The following is a 17,193-nucleotide window of genomic DNA, read 5'->3' as shown; positions in this document are numbered from 1 at the left end:
CCTCTTCCAGCCCCCAAGTCTGGACTCCCCTTTTCCCAACATGCAATCTCTCTGGAACGACCAAGAAGCCGCCACTTTCGGCACCGATCTCCTCGGCCAACGTGTCTATACCTCCCGCCTGCTCGGCCGGAATCCCGCCCTCGTGCTGCACGGCGGTGGCAATACCTCGGTCAAGGTGACGGAGAAGGACTACTTCGGCGATCCGGTGGACCTTTGCTACGTCAAGGGCAGCGGCTGGGACCTGGCGACGATCGAGCGCGCCGGCTTCTCCCCCGTGCGCATGGAGGCGCTGATCAAGATGTCCAAGCTCGCCACGATGAGCGATGAGGACATGGTGCTGCAGCAGCGCGCGGCGATGACGAATCCGAACGCGCCCGCCGCGAGCATCGAGGCGATCCTGCATGCGATCCTGCCGTTTAAGTATGTCGATCACAGCCATGCGAACGCCATTTCCGCCCTGACCTGCAGTGCAGAGGGCGAGGCGCGCGTGAAGGAGATCTACGGCAGCCGCGTCATCATCGTGCCTTATGTGATGCCGGGCTTTATTCTGGCCAAAACGATCGCCGAACTTATCGCAGGCCGCGATCTGCGCAAAGAGGGCATCCAGGGCATGGTATTGCTGAAGCACGGCCTCTTCACCTTCGATGACGATGCGCGCAAGAGCTACGAGCTGCACATCGAGATGGTGACGATGGCGGAAGACTATCTCGCCAAAAAAGGCGCCGCAGCGGCCACTGCTGCCGCCACGGAAGACTTGATGGCTTTGGCGAAGCTGCGCCAGGCGGTTTCCAAGCGCCGTGGGTTCGCACAAATCGCCCGGCTCAATGCTTCTCCCGAAGCGGTGGGCTACGCGAATCTTGGCAGCGTGGCTGAGTTCGGCACCCGCGGCCCGCTCACGCCTGACCACAGCATCCGCACCAAGCGGGCACCGGCTTTCATCGGACAAGATCTCGACGCCAGCGTGCAGACGTATGCCGGCGAATATGCCGCCTACTTCCAGCGGCATGCGAATGGCCAGACGATGCTGGATGCGGCCCCGCGTTTTGCGATCTGGCCGAACCACGGTGTCGTGAGTTTTGGCGATACTTTGAAGGACGCCAAGATCGTGGCTGACATCGCGGAGTCGACCGCTGCCACGGTGCAGCTTGGAGAGTCTGTCGGTGGCTGGGAGCCGCTGCCGGAGAAAGACATCTTCGAGATCGAATACTGGGATCTGGAGCAGGCCAAGCTGCGCAAAGGTCCGGCGCGCAAGGTGCATCAGGGCAAGGTCGCGCTGGTGACCGGCTGTGCCGCAGGCATTGGCTTTGCCATCGCTGAATCACTGGCCGAACAGGGCGCGCAGGTGGTGGGACTCGACATCGACAAGGAGATCCCTGAGATCATGAAGAAGATCGGCGCGGTCGGCATCGTGGTTAATCTCACGGAAGACCAGCCGGTGCAGGACGCGATTGATTTCACCGTGCGCGAGTACGGCGGCATCGACATCGTCGTCAGCAATGCGGGCATCTTCCCGAAGAACGATCATCTGGATGCGATGGCGCAGAGCGACTGGGACCGCACGATCATGATCAACCTCACCAGCCATCAGAAGCTGATGAACAAGGTCATCCCGTATGTGAAGCAGGGCATCGATGCCAGCATCATCTTCGTGGGCAGCCGCAACTTCAAGGCACCCGGACCAGGAGCCAGCGCCTATTCCTGCTCCAAGGCCGCGCTCACGCAGCTCTGCCGCGTGGCCGCGCTGGAGCTGGCGCCGCACAAGATCCGCGTGAACATCGTCCATCCGGACGCCGTGTTTGACACCAAGCTCTGGACCCCCGAAGCCCTGCAAAAGAGCGCCACCCGCTACGGCATGACCGTGGAGGAATACAAGACCAAGAACCTGATGAAGGTGGAGATCAAATCCAAGGACATCGGCAACATGGTCAGCGCCATGGCGAGCCCGCTGTTTGCGAAGGTGACCGGAGCGCAGATCCCGGTGGATGGTGGGAATGACCGGGTGATTTGAGCCGTGTCGCTCTCATTCCAAAAGCTCGACTTCATAACCAGTGACCTGCCATCGGCCGTTTATTTTGCTCAGATAATACCTTCCGTAGTCAGACACCACCTCGGCCCGAGTCTCCGTCAGCCACAAGATATCTCCAATCAAGATTTCCATGGTTTTGCCGGGGGAGTCTGATTCGTGCTGGCCGGGATCTTTCGGACTTCGGCTTGATTTCACCACCGGCTTTTCACCCGCGAATCGAAACCAAAACTCCGCCGGTGGTTCGACCTGTTTCGCAGGAGGCGGTTCAGGCGGGGGTGGCGGTGGCGGTGGATTTTTTGGCGGAGGCTTCCACGAAGCACCAAACGGCTTGTCTGAAACAACCAGTTCGTACATGGAAACATGCAAGGCCGAAACAGAGCTATTCGCCACTTTCCGAATCTCTCCAATCCGGTAGCGGATCACCGCCTCTCGGACATTCCATGCTTCGGCATCCTGGTTCTTGAATGAAAACCTGGGACCGCGAAGCTGAACCCAGACAACTCCATCAGGATGGTCTTTGGCCGGCACCTTCTTCTGGCGACGCCCGCAAGATGCTGCGACCAGGCAGGCAGCCCCTAGAACCCACAGGCATTTCCGACGCCAGAACGAGATGATCACACCTGAAGCATGCGGCGCATCATGAGGATTTCGCGGCCCTATTGGCGACGATTCCGTCAGATACATACCGCTTCCAAACCTCGGACCCTCAGGCTTTGCGTGATTTAACCACTCTTTGTGGCCGGGCTATGCTGCGAGTTGTCTCCAAACCGAGACGGCAGATGCGCTGATCATCAGGCAGGAATTCGACGAAGGTATTAGCTGCACAACGGCTACCACCCTGCCCCGTGTTATTCAAGCCACCTGTCGGCTTGCCGAATGATGGCTGTGCGGCGATCTGACGCCATGTCTCTGCCTGATCTTCCCCTTTCCACTCCTTCCCTGCTGTTTCCGGCGATCTCGCTGCTGATGCTGGCTTTCACGAACCGCTTTCTCGGGCTGGCGGCGGTGGTGCGGGGGCTGCATGCGAACTGGCAGGCGACGCGGGAGCCGATGCTGCTGGCGCAGATTCAGAGTCTGAGGAGGCGCATCCAGATCATCAAGCACATGCAGACGCTGGGCGTGCTGAGCCTGATGTTTTGCGTCGCCAGCATGACGCTGCTGTTTTTTGGCCGTCAGGCAGGAGGCCAGGCCACGTTTGGCGTGAGCCTGGTCCTGATGCTGGCTTCATTAACTCTGACCCTGGTGGAGATCCAGATGTCCGGGACGGCGCTGGACCTGCAACTGCGGGATGTGAAATGCCGGGAGCAATGAGTCGCGCTCAGCCCGAGATGCTGGGATCCTTGATGATGCGGCGCAGCAGCGGGAAGAGGGCGTCCTCGCATTCCTTGCGCTTGAAGCGCAGCTGGCGCTTCACGAGCGGATTGCCAAACATGCGGTGGCTGTCTGTGACGCGGCCTTCGAGAATGTCCAGCCAGGTGGCGTTGGAGGCATCCAGCGCGGCGGCGAGGCTTTGATCCAGGACCGGCATGCGCAGCACCAGATCCTGCGGCCGGACGATCTCATCCAGGAGTTCGGCGGAGACGGGGCCGTCCTTCAGGCTGACGATGACGATAGAGGGAGCGTCTCCGAAGATGGCGGAGCGCCACTGCTTGATGGCAGGCCAGGTGGCGGCCTTGGCGGTGACGGGATGGATGGGCAGCCAGTGCAGTCCGTCGTCTTCGCGCAGGCTTTGAATGATTTCGGGATTCAAATCACGGCCCAGGATGTCCTGGCAGCTCGCGGGAAGATCTGCGAGGACCAGCTTGCCCTCCATGGCGGTCTCCACCATGCGGCGCATGGAGTCGACATTGTCGATGGGCATGGCCTCGATCTTGTCCGGGGAGATTTTTTGGAAGTCCCGGTTTCCCAAGGCATCGCAGTCAAACATGGCCACATCGTCGCGGGACTCAAAATTGGCGAGTTCGTAGATGAGACGGGCAATGGTGCTTTTGCCAGTGCCTCCGCTGCCAGCGGTGATAAGGATCATCTTCATAGGGTGTTGCGGTAGCTTATCGGGTGAATGGTTGAAAGGAAAAATAGAGGATGAATTTGTGGGAGCATCCACCTCCGGAGCACGAGCGGCCCGAGGCGGGGACACAGCGGCAGCGGAAGCCGCCTTCGGAGCCACATCACGGGCCACGGGCTGGGAGTCCTTGACGCGACCGAGACGCTGGAAGGTGGTGCCAAGATAACAAAAGAACTGCCCGGGCAGCTCGCGGTTTTCAATGGATTCGATGTTGTAGCCGGAGAGGCTGTAGGTGCCGTCCTGCAGCGTCTGCCAGAGCCGGCTGAGCTGTTCATCCACATCGCCACGGAGATCTGAAAAGGGTTTTCCAGGTTCGACAGCTTCGCGTATGACCACGGGAGAACGTCCCAGCGAAAGGCTGTCGCTGGCAGAAATCAGGGCGACGGTAAATTCCGGCAGGCTGTCCAGCCGGATGTCCAGCATCTTTGAATCATTGGCGCTTTCTCGAAGGCCGGGCAGGCGCAGGAGGATGTGCTCTGGATCTAGAGCCAGTCCGAGCACGGGCACGACGGTGGCCTGCTCCCGCAGACGGTTGTGCAGCATGAGGACCTCGACTTCCGTCAGGCGGTGGCGATGCGCCAGCAGCCGCGAAAGCCGGACGGAAATGACCGGCATGCGCGAGCCTTCGGCGCGGCCGTAGATGCGTGGTGCCGAACGAGGCGCCGGGAGCAGCGGATGCCAGCGCTCGTTGGCGTAAAGCTGGGCCATCATGTTCGAGCCACGCAGTCCGCGCGTGACAGCGGCAGTGGACATCAGCATGATTCCCTTGATCTGCCCCAAGGTGAGCTGCGTGCTTCCGAGGGACTGCAACTCACGCAGGTGCGTCAGCAGAGTGGAGGGCACCTTGGCTGCCACCGCAGGGCTGATGGGATCAGCCGGATGTCCTTTGATCAGCATGGCGCAGTTTTGAAGCACCCGTGAGGCGATCTCTGCACGTGATAAAGGCCGCGTCTCAAAGCGATCAATGAACAGCTGCAAAAAATCCTGCTGCCAAAGCCCGACCTTGCAGTTCAGAGGATCGACAAAACCCACCGCTTCTGGCAAAAAAGATTCCAGTGCCTCCAGTTCCACCGCAAGCCGCCATACAAGCACACAGGCAATGCCAATGGGCAGCGGCCCCACCCGGCTGCAATACTGCCTGACCGCCTCACCAGGCGCCGTTCCAAACATGACATTTGTCTGCGTGCCTTCATTGAGTATGTCCAGCACGCGCGGAAGCGAGGGGAAATAAGCACCCAGCATGGAGGAGAGCCATACAGTCTCGGCCCGGAGAAACGACTGCCTCAGCAGCCACGGCCCTCCCTGCGGGCTGAACTCTTCATGCCCCTGCCCGGTATTTTGGGATGATAAAGTGGGAGATTTGACCGGAAGGATGGTTTTCACGATCAAAGACCGGAGCTTGGACATTGAGGAATCAGCGGGAATGAATTTGGGCGAAAGAGCGAAGCACACGTCGTTCCATTGCACGAAGCAGATTAAACGAAAATGCTAGTTCTAGAGCGAATTCTCCGCAAAAAACCAAGCAACAGCAATCATCTTTTCAAGGTTCCAACACCTTGAATTTCACTCATCTACACCTGTTCAGATCATGCCCTAAGCTCGGTGATGCGACGCATGACTTCGTCTGCAAGTTCCTGATAAAGCTCCCTGCCGGTTTGGGCATAGGTTTTTAAATCAGGCTGCCATAGGTCGCCCACGACGAGGGTGATCTTGGCGGGATGAAGAAACTTGGCGCCGCGGGGATAGGCCTCGTAGGCGCCGTAAAGGCGAACCGGCAGCACCGGTGCATTGCCTTTGGCAATGAAGAGCCCGATCCCAGCTTCGGCAGGCTGCAGCGCGCCATCATGACTGCGGGTGCCTTCGGGAAACATGAGCACTTTTTTCCCGCTGCGCAGGAGACGAATGGTGGACTTCAATGCGGTGGTGTCGTGCTTGTCACGGTCCACGGCCAGCACGTTCCAGTTACGCAAAATGAGACCTGCAAGCGGATGATCAAAGAGCGACTTGCGGGCGAATGAATAAACCACCTCGTCAAAAGAAGAACCGATGAAGGGAGGATCCAAAAAGCTGACGTGATTGCTGGCTATGATGGCAGGACCTTCGAAGCGGAGCTTTTCCGCACCGACCACGCGGAAATCAAACAATCCACGGGCGAGCTCACGGAAGAAGCGCTGACTGAGCCAGTAGAAGAGTTCCATTTTTGTTCGCTGTTAGGTCAGTTGAAGCGCCGCAATCACCTGATCGACCGCCTGGTCGAGGGTGATGTGGGAGTTGTCGATGACGATGGCGCCCTTTGGAATGATCAGTGGACTGTTTTTGCGCTGCTTGTCAATGCGGTCACGCTCGGCGATTTGATCGCTCAGCCCCTGAGCGCCGCGGCGGCTGGCCCGCACCTCCTCGCTGGCATCAATGTAGATTTTGTGCGGACTGTCGGGAAAAACCACGGAGCCAATGTCACGCCCCTCCATGACCAGCGGGCCGATGGCTGCTAGAGCACGCTGATCCGCCACGAGCCGGTCGCGCACTTCCGCGATGCTTGCGACCAATGAGACCGCGCGATTGACGGGATCGCTGTTGAGTTCGGCATCCGTCGGTGTGTGGCCGGAAATTCGCACCTGGGTTTTTCCGTCAAAAACGGGTGACTCGATGACAATATCCGCAGCAGCGGCACGGACGGCGGCCGCATCCTGCGGATCAGCGCCGGACTGCAGCACAGCCCAGGTCATGGCGCGGTACATGTTGCCGGTGTTGACGTAAGTGCGGCCCAGACGCTGCGCGACGAGGCGTGCGATGCTGCTTTTTCCCGAGGCAGCAGGGCCGTCAATCGTGATCACCGAATGGGCAGCGCTCATGACTTGGCACGATTCATTTTATCCACGAGCGGCTGCGGCACGGTGGACATGACGGGAATCGGACGTGCGCCAGCGTCTCCATTCAAGAAGAGATCAAGATGACGCTCGAAGCCTGGATAGGAGGTGGAGATGCACTCGGTGCCTTCCAGGGTGGTGGTGCCCTCGGCGAACAGGCCGGCGACAAGGAAGGCCATGGCGATGCGGTGGTCTCCGTAGCATGGCAGCGTGGCCCCCTGCAGTCTGGCTCCGCCTTCGATCTCCATGCCGTCCGGATGTTCGGTGACGGTGACGCCCATGAGGCGCAGATTGGAAGCGACGGCGGCGATGCGGTCCGTCTCCTTCACGCGCAGCTCGGAGGCGTCACGAATAAGAGTTTTGCCACGTGCCAGCGCAGCGGCGACGGCGAGGATCGGCAGTTCATCAATGACATTCGGAATTTCCGCCCCGCCGATGACGGTGGCGTTCAGATCACCACCCCGAACGGTGATGTTGCCGCGGGGTTCACCGTCGGAATGCGTTTCAGAATTCGTTACAAGAGCGCCCATGCGCAAAAGGACGGTGATGATCCCCGTGCGGGTGGGGTTGAGGCCGACATTGTTGATGGTGATCTGCGAACCCGGGGAGGCGGCGGCGGCCACCATCCAGAATGCGGCGCTGGAGATGTCTCCGGGGACCATGATGTCCTTCGCCTGAGGCTCCTGGCCACCATAGACGCTGACGCAGTCGTCCTCACGCAGCCACTTGATGCCAAAGTGGGTGAAGAGGCGCTCGGTGTGGTTGCGGGTGGCCACAGGCTCCACAACGGTGGTTTTGCCAGAGGCGAACAGGCCAGCCAGCAGGATGGCGCTTTTCACCTGGGCGCTGGCCACGGGAAGCTTGTAATAAATGGATTTCAAGGGGGCGCCTTGAATGGTAAGCGGAGCACAGATTTTCTCCCCCTGCCCCGTGATCATGGCTCCCATCTGGCCCAAAGGATCGGCGACACGCTTCATGGGGCGTTTCGAAAGGGACGCGTCTCCGAACAGCTCTGTTTTGAAATTCTGGCCGGCAAGAATGCCGGAGAGAAGGCGAATGGTGGTGCCGGAGTTGCCGCAGTCCACAGGCTTTTCCGGAGCTTTCAGCTGCATGCCGTTGCCGGTGATGGCGAGCTTGGTGAGGCCCACGCCTTCGGTTTCCTCAAGCGGCTCCATGGTGGCGCCGAGGGCCTGCATGGCATGCACGGTGCAGAGGCAGTCCTCGCTGGGAAGGAAGCCATCAATGATGGTGGTGCCCTTCGCGAGTCCGGCAAACATCGCGGAACGGTGGGAAATGCTTTTGTCACCGGGGACGGTGATTTCGGCGGGAATGCTTTTGAGTTTCTTCGACTTGAGGCTGGCCATGATCTTCAGACCGCCGGAAGGAGGTCGCGCAGGGCTTTGGCCTGCGCGAGAAAACGGCGGAGGGCTTCTTCGTCCATGGTCTGGAGCATTTCAAGAAGCTCTGTCAGGACAGTGGAGGCATCTTGCAGGGCCGCGATGACCTCGATGCGGTTTTGCATGAGGATGCCGGCCCACATGCCGGGGTCTCCACTGGCCACGCGCGTGGTGTCCCGAAAGCCGCCGGCGGAGCTGTCCAGCACCCGGGTGTCCTGCCTGAGGGCGGCCAGCGTGGTCAGCACCGCCATGGAGTGCGGCAGGTGGGAAATGCGGGCCACGCAGTGATCATGCTGCGGCGGCGTCATTTCCTGGATGCGGCAGCCGAGCTTGCTCCAAAAAGAGCGCAGCCGGGCCAGATGCTCCGGCTTGGTGTGGGATGTCGGCGTCAAAATGCAGGCGGCCTGATGAAACAGGTCTCCCCGCGAGTGGACGAGGCCGGTGTGCTGGGAACCTGCCATGGGGTGGCTGCCGAGAAAGGCGGCCTTGGTAGGCATGAAGAGGGCCTCCAGTTCATCCACCACCGAGTTCTTCACGCTGCCGACGTCTGTGACGATCAGGTCCTCCGACAGTTCGCAGGCGGCGATCTGCTGGGAAATCTCTCCCATGAACTGAATGGGCATGCACAGCACTGCGAGGGACACCCCCTGAATGACGGTGGCGACGTCCGTGCTGGCGAGAACACCGGGAAGCACCCTCAGGACTTCATCCACGGCCTCGCTGCGCCTGGCCCAAACACGCACCCCCACGCCAGGCATGCGCTGCTGGATCGTTTTCACCAGTGATCCGCCGAGAAGGCCGGGACTGAAGATGGCGATGGAACGTTCGACGGACACGAAGAGAGTTGGGACAGTGCAGCTCCGCAGGAGCATCAGCGGCTGCCACGGAGAATGCAGACCGTCTGCCACTCCACCCTCTGCCGCGGCAGGGGGCGAAGCAGGCAGATCAATGGCTCACGGCACACGGAAAATCTTGCCGGTGTAAGGGCAGCGCGCCTTCTGACCCGACTGGAAGTCACGCACATCAATGGCCTGTCCATTGGGATCAAACGGGCTCTTCACAAAGCCTGGCTTGCCGGAGATGCGGGTGGCGTAAGGAATGTCAGCCGCAGGCGGAGGAGCAGGCGGCGTGGCGGGGTTTGACGGCACCGGCGTGCTGCCCGGAGGGGTGACGCTGACCGGCGGCGGCGCCGTCGGGTTGTCAGTCGTCGTGGGCGGCGGGGTGACGTTCTCGCCAGTCACCGGAGCATTAGGATCAGGCGTCTGAACGGCCGCCGGATTGGAGTTTTCCAAATTAACGCCGTTCAAGTACTGGGTCTGCTCCTGAGAGACGCCATAACGGGGAGGGACATCCAATGAGCGTCCACGTCCTCCGCGAGGGGGAGGCGGCGGATTGGGGCTGTAGCATGCGGTGAAGCTGGTGGCGGTCGCAATCAGCAAGGATGCCTGCAGGAGTCGTTTCATGGCGTGTGTGAGGGAGAAATGGAAAGCGGGATCAGGCGTTCACACGCATGGGCATCAGCACATAGAGGAAGTTGGTGCCGCTGCGCAGCACGCCAGGGCTGATTTCATCGATGAGATGCAGATGGACTTCATCGGCGCTCAGATTGCGCAGAGGAGCCATGGCAAATTCAGGATTGAACGCGATGGTGATGGACGCGCCCTTGTAGTTGATGGCCACCGTTTCACGAGCTTCGCCGACGTCCGGAGAGGTGGCGACGATTTCCACGCTGCCTGGCGTGAAGATGAATTTGATGGAGTTCGACTTCTCGGTGACGAGGAGGGAAACGCGGGAGATGGCGCGGAGGAAAGCCTCGCGCTCCAGCGGGATGCGCTCCTTGGACTCGCCTGGAATGACCTGACGGTAGTTGGGGTAGTTGCCGTCGATGAGCTTGCTGACGAGAAGGCTGTCCCCAAGATCAAACCCAACCTGGGAACCGGTGACGCGGAGGGCCACTTCGCCCGAATCTCCCAGCAGACGGGAAAGCTCGTTCACGGCCTTGGTTGGCACGATGATGTCAATCTCCTGGCTCTGCGGGAACTCAAGCTCCTGCTCCACCATGGCGAGGCGGCGGCCGTCCGTGGCCACCATGGTCATGGCGTTGTCCTTAAAGGAGAAGAGAATGCCATTGAGGACGTAGCGGGTCTCGTCGGTGGAGATGGCGTAGCTCGTCTTACGCAGGCAGTCGCGCAGAACCTGCTGTTCAATGCGGAACTCGCGCGCATCATCAAAACGGGGAAGCGCGGGGAACTCCTCGCTGGTGAGACCGAGCACTTTGAAAAAGCTGGGGCCGCTGCGAATGGAGGCGACGTTTTTCTCATCCACCTTGACCTCGATCTCCTGCGCAGGGAGCTCGCGCACGATGGTGGCGAGGCGGCGGGCGGGGAGCGTGGTGGCGCCGGGTTCATCGACCTCGGCCGGGACGGAACACGTCACGCCGACGTCGAGGTCGGTGGTGGTGAGTTCAAGCCTGCCATCCTTCGCCTTGAGCAGCACATTGGAGAGAATGGCGAGCGTGGTGCGCGAACTGACCACGTGCTGGACCTGATTGATGGCGTCCAGGAAGGATTCTTTGCTAATGGTGAACTTCATATAAAATGCCTGCTACGGGTCGGTTTGTTAACAAACCCAGATGAAACGGCAAGGATATTGAGCGGAAAAATACGGGTGTCTAACTGCAATCTAACTTCCTTCACTTTCTCGGCAGCCGCAGGTTTTGAGGGAAAGACACGGCCGAACCGGCACTGAATCAGCCATCTGTGGCGGGAGGAGTGTCCGAGGGACTGAGCATTGCGGTGTCGCAACATCCCAAGATGGCACGGGGTTTGGTGGAGCATAGCGGGTTCGAACCGCTGACCTCCTGCATGCCATGCAGGCGCTCTACCAACTGAGCTAATGCCCCGGAGTTTAAAAAAAACCGGCTCCCCTGATTTGGGGAGCCGGAGACTAGCAAAGAGCGCTACTTTGACAAGTGCTATTTATTTCTTCTTCGGTGCAGCACCTTTGGGGGCCTCGTTCACCGGGGCGGCAGTCGCAGGAGCAGCGCCAGCGGAGGGCTTCGGAAGTTTTTCGAACACCTTCTTGGCTTCGGCCTTCTCGGCGTCGCTCATCTTGCCTTCGAGCTGCTGAAGCACGCTGGTGGTGACGTCGATGTCAGCCTTGTTGCCGCTCTTCTGGGCGACTTCATCAGCCTGCTTGGCGAAAGCCCATGCACGGGTGTACTCGGGCTTGCCGGGTTCCACACCGACGGCGTAGAGGTTGGCGGCGCGAAGCATGGCCAGAGCCACGCCCTGCTGGGCAGCATCGGAATAGAGGTTGGAGGCAACCAGACGGCTCTGACGCACGCCTGCACCCTGTTCATAGAGGATGCCAAGAGCGATCTGCGCAGGAGCGAAGCCCATGTCAGCAGCGCGCTGATACCAGCCGGCGGCGGCCACGACGTCCTGGGTGACTCCGGTGCCGTTGGCATAGAGACCAGCGAGGCGGTTCATCGCCTGGGCGATGTTGGCGGTGGCGGCTTTCATCAGGAAGGCGAATGCCTTGGCAGGGTCTTTGTCCACCACGGTGCCGGTTTCATAGTACACGCCGACGTTGTAGAAGGCTTCGGCCAGATTGTTCTGAGCGGCGAGGCGGTAGAGGTCAAGAGCGCTCTTGGGATTGGGTTGGATCAGCACGTTGTCCTTGTCGTCACGAGCCTTCTTGGGGTCTTTGATGATGCCGGTTTCGAACGCATTGCCGAGGCGGAAAAGAGCCTGGGGGTCGTTGCCATTGGCTGCCAGGGTGTAGTAGTCGAAAGCCTTCTTCACGTCCTGCTTCACATCAGCGCCATCGACGCCGACACCGTTTTCATAGATCTGACCGAGGATGCGATTGGCAGCGGCAAGGCCTTTGGCTGCGGCGTCTTCAAACATCTTCAGAGCTTTTGCCACGTCTTTCTTCACCAGCTTGGGGCTGCCAGCGGTGTCGGGATCGCCGTTCAGAAGGCGGGCACCATAGGTGCTGAGGGCCACTGCGCTGCCCTGCTCACCTGCCTGGATGAGATACTTGAGGGCCTGTGCATGGTCCTGCTGAGTGCCATCGACGCCAGCGCTGTAAAGCTGGAAGAGGCCCAGAGTGGCTTCGCCGTCACCAGCAGCGCTGCCTTTTTCAAGCAGTGCCTTGGCTTTCGCGGCGCTCTTCTCGACCACCACGGTGCCTTTTTCACCTTCGGTCACACCCTGCAGGTGCAGCTGGGCCAGCATTCGGCGGGCGACCTTGTTGTCTTTTGCTTCAGCCTGCTGGATCAGCTTGATGGCTTCCTTCACGGCTTCCGGATTCTGCGCGCCAGCCTGCATGAGGACCTGGGCGAGTTCGGACATGGCGAGCACCTGGCCTTTGTCCGCAGCCTTGCGGAACAGGGCGGCGACTTCATTGATGTTGGCACCGCTGAGCACTCCCCAATGGGCGAGGGCATAGATGGCGTCCTTGTCTTCCTTCTGCGCCAGCTCGCGGATTTTTGCGACGGCGTCGTTGAAGGACTTGTTCACGTCCACGTTGGAGTTGCCAGGAGTAGCCTGGACCTTGTCCGTGTCGGCCTTGAGGTCAGTGAGAATCTTGGTGAACTCTGGGGATGCTCCAGGCATTTCGGCGGTGTCGATGCCGGCGACGGCGACGAGAGCAGCGAGTTTAAGTTTGAGTGCTGTAAGTAACATATGTGGTTGTTATTTGGAGGGGCGTTTGACCCGGTTGTTCCGGACCCGTTCACTTTTTCAGGTTAATTCCCTCTCATCAAGCTTTTGATAAAAGTATAATTTCGGTGCCCACAAAAACTCACACACAAAAATCTGGAGGGGTGTCGTTGACGCGAAAATCTCAAACTGACCCAAAAAGGGCGAATTTGGGCCCAAATGATCAAGGAGTGCGGGATTGACGTCATCCACCATCCGGGCATGCTGAAATTCCCCATGGCCGAAATTTCCACTCCAGAAGCACCCGCAGAAGCACCCAAAAATGGTGGAGCCGCGCCTGCAAAAGGGCGGGACAATTTCAAGAAAAAAAACGACATCCCTTCCGCGGAGGAACTGCTGGCCTCCTTCAACCGCGCCCTACCCTTCAGTGATGAGGCGGAAAAGGGCGTGCTGTCCTGTTTGCTGCAGGATCCCAACGAACGTCTCAGTGACTGCCGCGTGAACCTGCCTGCGCTGGCTTTTTACCACGAGGCCAACCGCACCATCTACGAGAAGCTTCTGGAGTTTTATGACAAAAACTTTCCGGTCGATCCCGTCACTCTCACGCATGCGCTGCGAGATCAAAACCTGCTCGACAAAGTCGGTGGCGCGGCTGCGATCTCGGAGCTGTTCGCCTTCGTGCCGATCCCCTCGCACTTTCCGTATTACAAGAAGATCGTGCTCGACAAGCACATCCTGCGCGAGCTGATCCACGCGAGCTCGCTGAACATCCATCACTCTTACGAGCACGGCAAAGAGCAGATGGATGAGAACATCGACACGCTCATGGACCGCGCGGAGCAGCGCATCCTCGCCGTGCGTGAATCAGTGGGCGCGAAGGAAGGCATCAAGTCCCTCTCCACGCACGTGATGGACGCCATCGACAGCATTCAGTACATGCTGGAGCATCCAGGGCAGCTGCGCGGACTCTCCACCGGCTACAGCAAGCTCGACCAGATGAGCTCCGGCCTGCAAGGTGGTGAAATGTTCGTCATCGCCGCGCGTCCTTCGATGGGAAAGACCTCCTTCGCGATGAACGTCGTCGAGCACATTGCGGTGGACTGCAACACACCCTGCGCGGTGTTCAGCCTGGAAATGAGCGCGACGATGCTGGTGCGACGTCTTCTCGTCTCGCGCGCACGCCTGAGCATGCAGGATCTCTCACGTGGCCTGCTTTCCCGCGCGCAACAGGATGCACTGGCGAAGGCCACGCGCGATCTGCAGAAGGCGCAGATCTTCATCGATGAAACGCCCGGCCTGGACATCATGGAGATGCGCGCGAAATCGCGCCGTTTGAAAAAGCAGCACGGCATTCAGATGATCATGATCGACTACCTTCAGCTCGTCACCTCGCAGAGCCGGCGAGCGAAGGACAACCGTCAGATCGAAATCGCGGAAATTTCCGCCGGCATCAAGGGGCTGGCGAAGGAGCTGAACGTGCCGGTGATCGTCCTCGCCCAGCTTAATCGTGCGGTGGAATCCCGCAAAGGCCAGCGCCCGGTGCTTTCAGACTTGCGTGAGTCGGGCTCCATCGAGCAGGATGCGGACATGGTGGGCCTGCTCACCCGCTCTGACTACGCCGGTGCGAAGATGGAAGTGGAAGACGAGGAGGCCGAGGAGAAAAAGAAGGGCGAGGCCATGCTGATTCTTGCCAAAAACCGAAACGGCCCCACCGACGACGTGCTGCTGCGCTTCATCGACCACGCCATGCGCTTCGTGGAGCGCTTTGAAGAGCCTGAGTCCCCTTAAGCTTTGCTTTTCAGCAGGTCACGGATCTCCGTGAGCAGAGCAATGTCCGCCGGAACGGCGGCGGGTGTTTCAGGGGGCACACCTGCGGCTTCATCGCGCTTGATGCGGGCCAGCAGCGCATTCGTGGGCTTGACGATGACGAAGAAGATCACCGCCGCAGTGATGAGGAAGCCGATGATCGCATTGATGATCATGCCGATGTCCAGCATGTTGGGAACCTTCTCCCCTTTGTCATTGACGAACTCGCCGATTTTGATGCCGAGGGAGACGTTGGGATTGCCACCAATGGCTTTCAGGAGCGGCTCGATGATGCCCTTGGTAAATGCAGTGACAATGGTGCCAAAAGCTGCGCCGATGATGACACCGGTGGAGAGATCGACGACGTTGCCTTTAAGGATGAACGCTTTGAATTCTTTGAGCATGGCGGTGGGATGATGGAGATGAATGTGGCCGGTTTGGAAACCGGCCACGTTGTAACTCCAACAGCATTCGTCATGCCACACAAAAATGCGCTTATACTTCCTGCGCCACCCGCCAGCTTTCGGCATCATTGTCTTCCTTGAGATGGCGGAAGCTGGTGGCGATGCGCTCCCGCGTCATCCTGCCAAAGAAACGCACCAGCCGCACCAAACGGTCGATGTCTGTCTGAGGCATGGATGAGTCGCTCACCTTGCTCTGGGCATGTGCGAGCGCACAGCCCCAAACGAAGAGCTCGGCGCCCACGTCCACAAAGTGGCCCAGAAGCACCTGGCGTTTTTCGAGTTTGGGGCCGTTCATGGCCATGGCCAGGAACAGGCGGCGCGCGAGCATGCGGCTCAGCCTTGCGACGGCATCCAGATCAAACTGCAGGGAGGGATGCAGCATCTCAGCGGCCTTTCCAGCGCCCAGTGGCAGCCATTTTTTCGGATACCAGGTGGCATAGAAGCGTGCGGCGCGCATGGCAGCTTTGGCGCGGACTTTCCAGGGCAATGTGGTGTTCACTGCCTCCGCACCCAGATTGAGATGCGGCTCCAGCGCTTCACGAGCGATGAAAAGGCGCATGATTTCGCTGCTGCCTTCGAAGATGGTGTTGATGCGGGCGTCGCGGAACAGGCGTTCGACGGGTTCGGCCGCATCTCCGCGTGCTTTGAGCGAGGCGGCGGTTTCAAAGCCGCGACCGCCGCGCATCTGCATGGTGTCATCCATGATGCGCCAGGATTTTTCGCTGCCCCAGAGCTTGCCGATGGCGGCCTCAAGGCGGACGTCGGCGTGCTTGTCACGGTCCACCAAGGCGGACACATAACGCACGATGCTTTCCATGGCGAATGTGTCTGCGGCCATACGGCTGAGCTTGTCAGCGATAGCAGCATGGCGGCCAATCGGCTGGCCCCACTGCTCGCGTGAACGCGCCCAGCGTTTGCTGATGTCCAGGCAGCGCTGCGAAAGCCCCGTGCAGGCAGCAGGCAGCGTGATGCGGCCCGTGTTCAGGGTGGTCAGTGCGACCTTGAGGCCGCGGCCGACTCCGCCGAGCACATTCGCCACGGGCACGCGCACATGGTCAAAATGGATGACGCCATTGTAAAGCGCCTTGAGGCCCATGAAACGGCAGCGGTGCACGATTTCAACACCAGGCCAGCTCGTTTCCACGATGAAGGCGGTGGTGGCATGCGGCTTTTCTGCGGTGGGAGTTTTTGCCATCACCACGATCATTCCCGCCTTGGTGCCGTTCGTGCACCACAGCTTCTCACCGGTAAGGATGTAGTGCTCGCCATCGACATCCAGCTTTGCTTCTGTCTTCATCCGCGCGGGGTCGGACCCCACTTCGTTCTCAGTCAGAGCGAAGGCGCTGATCTCGCCTTTGGCGCAGCGTGGCAAATATTTGGCTTTCTGCTCTTCGGTGCCGAAGAGAATGAGCGGCTGCGGCGCACCGATGGATTGATGCGCTGAGAGGAGTGCGGCGAGATTCCCGCAGCGGCTGCCGAGCAGCATGGCCGCACGCGAGTAGTTGGTCTGCGACAATCCCAGGCCGCCGTAGCGGACGGGGATCTTGATGCCGAAGGCGCCGATGCGTGCGAGCTCGCCCAGCAGTTTGTCGGAGATCTCGCCGGTGGCGTCGATTTCATCCGGGTCGGCGAATTGGTCGAGCACGTGTTCAAGACGGTGCAGAAAGGCGTCTCCCTGGTCGTGGTCTTCCACGCTCTGCCTTGGAAAAGGCAGCAGCAGATTGAAGTTGGGTTCGCCAAAAAAGATGCCGGCGGCGATTCCGGTGTTGCGGCGTTCGTCGCGTGCGGCTTCCGCCATTTCGAGTGCAGCACGCTGGCCCGCGTTCATGCGGGAAGTGTCGATGAGGGTTTTCCCTTCGTTTTTGTTTTCTTCAAGAGTCGTTTTCATGGCCTGAATGCTC

At 59.8% G+C, this 17,193-nt stretch carries 14 protein-coding genes and 1 tRNA gene; 3 read left to right on the top strand and 12 right to left on the bottom strand.

Annotated features, from left to right (window positions below):
• Positions 1 to 40 precede the first annotated feature (40 nt).
• Positions 41 to 2,008 (top strand): bifunctional aldolase/short-chain dehydrogenase, encoded by a 1,968-nt coding sequence (locus tag ACILSO_RS04290; RefSeq protein ID WP_395736132.1) that lies wholly within the window; start codon positions 41 to 43, stop codon positions 2,006 to 2,008.
• A gap of 12 nt (positions 2,009 to 2,020) precedes the next feature.
• On the opposite strand, the gene ACILSO_RS04285 is transcribed toward ACILSO_RS04290, so the two are convergent.
• Positions 2,021 to 2,710 (bottom strand): hypothetical protein, encoded by a 690-nt coding sequence (locus tag ACILSO_RS04285; RefSeq protein ID WP_395736131.1) that lies wholly within the window; start codon positions 2,708 to 2,710, stop codon positions 2,021 to 2,023.
• A 219-nt stretch (positions 2,711 to 2,929) separates the two neighbouring features.
• Here ACILSO_RS04285 and ACILSO_RS04280 point away from each other — a divergent pair, with 219 nt between their 5' ends.
• The gene (locus ACILSO_RS04280; protein ID WP_395736130.1) at positions 2,930 to 3,337 is read left to right on the top strand and encodes a DUF2721 domain-containing protein; all 408 of its coding nucleotides are present in this window, start codon (positions 2,930 to 2,932) and stop codon (positions 3,335 to 3,337) included.
• A gap of 7 nt (positions 3,338 to 3,344) precedes the next feature.
• On the opposite strand, the gene ACILSO_RS04275 is transcribed toward ACILSO_RS04280, so the two are convergent.
• The 9 genes from ACILSO_RS04275 to ACILSO_RS04235 form a co-directional block, all read right to left on the bottom strand.
• Positions 3,345 to 5,474: a hypothetical protein gene (locus tag ACILSO_RS04275; protein ID WP_395736129.1), complete on the bottom strand. Its 2,130-nt coding sequence runs from the start codon at positions 5,472 to 5,474 to the stop codon at positions 3,345 to 3,347.
• A 203-nt stretch (positions 5,475 to 5,677) separates the two neighbouring features.
• On the bottom strand, positions 5,678 to 6,289 hold the full coding sequence (locus tag ACILSO_RS04270) for a lysophospholipid acyltransferase family protein (protein WP_395736128.1): 612 nt from the start codon (positions 6,287 to 6,289) through the stop codon (positions 5,678 to 5,680).
• A 12-nt stretch (positions 6,290 to 6,301) separates the two neighbouring features.
• On the bottom strand, positions 6,302 to 6,943 hold the full coding sequence (cmk, locus tag ACILSO_RS04265; RefSeq protein WP_395736127.1) for a (d)CMP kinase: 642 nt from the start codon (positions 6,941 to 6,943) through the stop codon (positions 6,302 to 6,304).
• The gene (aroA, locus tag ACILSO_RS04260) at positions 6,940 to 8,322 is read right to left on the bottom strand and encodes a 3-phosphoshikimate 1-carboxyvinyltransferase (RefSeq protein WP_395736126.1); all 1,383 of its coding nucleotides are present in this window, start codon (positions 8,320 to 8,322) and stop codon (positions 6,940 to 6,942) included. The genes cmk and aroA overlap by 4 nt, the downstream gene beginning before the upstream one ends.
• Before the next feature lie 5 nt (positions 8,323 to 8,327).
• Positions 8,328 to 9,191 (bottom strand): prephenate dehydrogenase, encoded by an 864-nt coding sequence (locus tag ACILSO_RS04255; protein ID WP_395736125.1) that lies wholly within the window; start codon positions 9,189 to 9,191, stop codon positions 8,328 to 8,330.
• Between the two features lie 117 nt (positions 9,192 to 9,308).
• The gene (locus tag ACILSO_RS04250; RefSeq protein ID WP_395736124.1) at positions 9,309 to 9,818 is read right to left on the bottom strand and encodes a hypothetical protein; all 510 of its coding nucleotides are present in this window, start codon (positions 9,816 to 9,818) and stop codon (positions 9,309 to 9,311) included.
• A 31-nt stretch (positions 9,819 to 9,849) separates the two neighbouring features.
• A complete protein-coding gene (dnaN, locus tag ACILSO_RS04245; protein WP_395736123.1) occupies positions 9,850 to 10,947 on the bottom strand; it encodes a DNA polymerase III subunit beta in 1,098 nt (365 codons plus the stop codon).
• A gap of 234 nt (positions 10,948 to 11,181) precedes the next feature.
• Positions 11,182 to 11,257 (bottom strand) — tRNA-Ala (locus ACILSO_RS04240).
• A 76-nt stretch (positions 11,258 to 11,333) separates the two neighbouring features.
• Complete coding sequence (locus ACILSO_RS04235; RefSeq protein ID WP_395736122.1) at positions 11,334 to 13,046, bottom strand: tetratricopeptide repeat protein; 1,713 nt, start codon at positions 13,044 to 13,046, stop codon at positions 11,334 to 11,336.
• 237 nt (positions 13,047 to 13,283) lie between these two features.
• Here ACILSO_RS04235 and dnaB point away from each other — a divergent pair, with 237 nt between their 5' ends.
• A complete protein-coding gene (gene dnaB / locus ACILSO_RS04230; protein WP_395736121.1) occupies positions 13,284 to 14,810 on the top strand; it encodes a replicative DNA helicase in 1,527 nt (508 codons plus the stop codon).
• On the opposite strand, the gene mscL is transcribed toward dnaB, so the two are convergent.
• A complete protein-coding gene (gene mscL, locus ACILSO_RS04225) occupies positions 14,807 to 15,232 on the bottom strand; it encodes a large conductance mechanosensitive channel protein MscL (RefSeq protein WP_395736120.1) in 426 nt (141 codons plus the stop codon). The genes dnaB and mscL overlap by 4 nt on opposite strands.
• Positions 15,233 to 15,323: 91 nt before the next feature.
• On the bottom strand, positions 15,324 to 17,180 hold the full coding sequence (locus ACILSO_RS04220) for an acyl-CoA dehydrogenase family protein (RefSeq protein ID WP_395736119.1): 1,857 nt from the start codon (positions 17,178 to 17,180) through the stop codon (positions 15,324 to 15,326).
• Between the last annotated feature and the right edge of the window lie 13 nt (positions 17,181 to 17,193).

The sequence above is a fragment of the Prosthecobacter sp. genome (genome assembly GCF_044226605.1).
GTDB lineage: Bacteria > Verrucomicrobiota > Verrucomicrobiia > Verrucomicrobiales > Verrucomicrobiaceae > Prosthecobacter.
The sequence above is the reverse complement of the archived record's forward strand: the minus strand, read 5'-3'. Positions and strand labels throughout refer to the sequence as shown.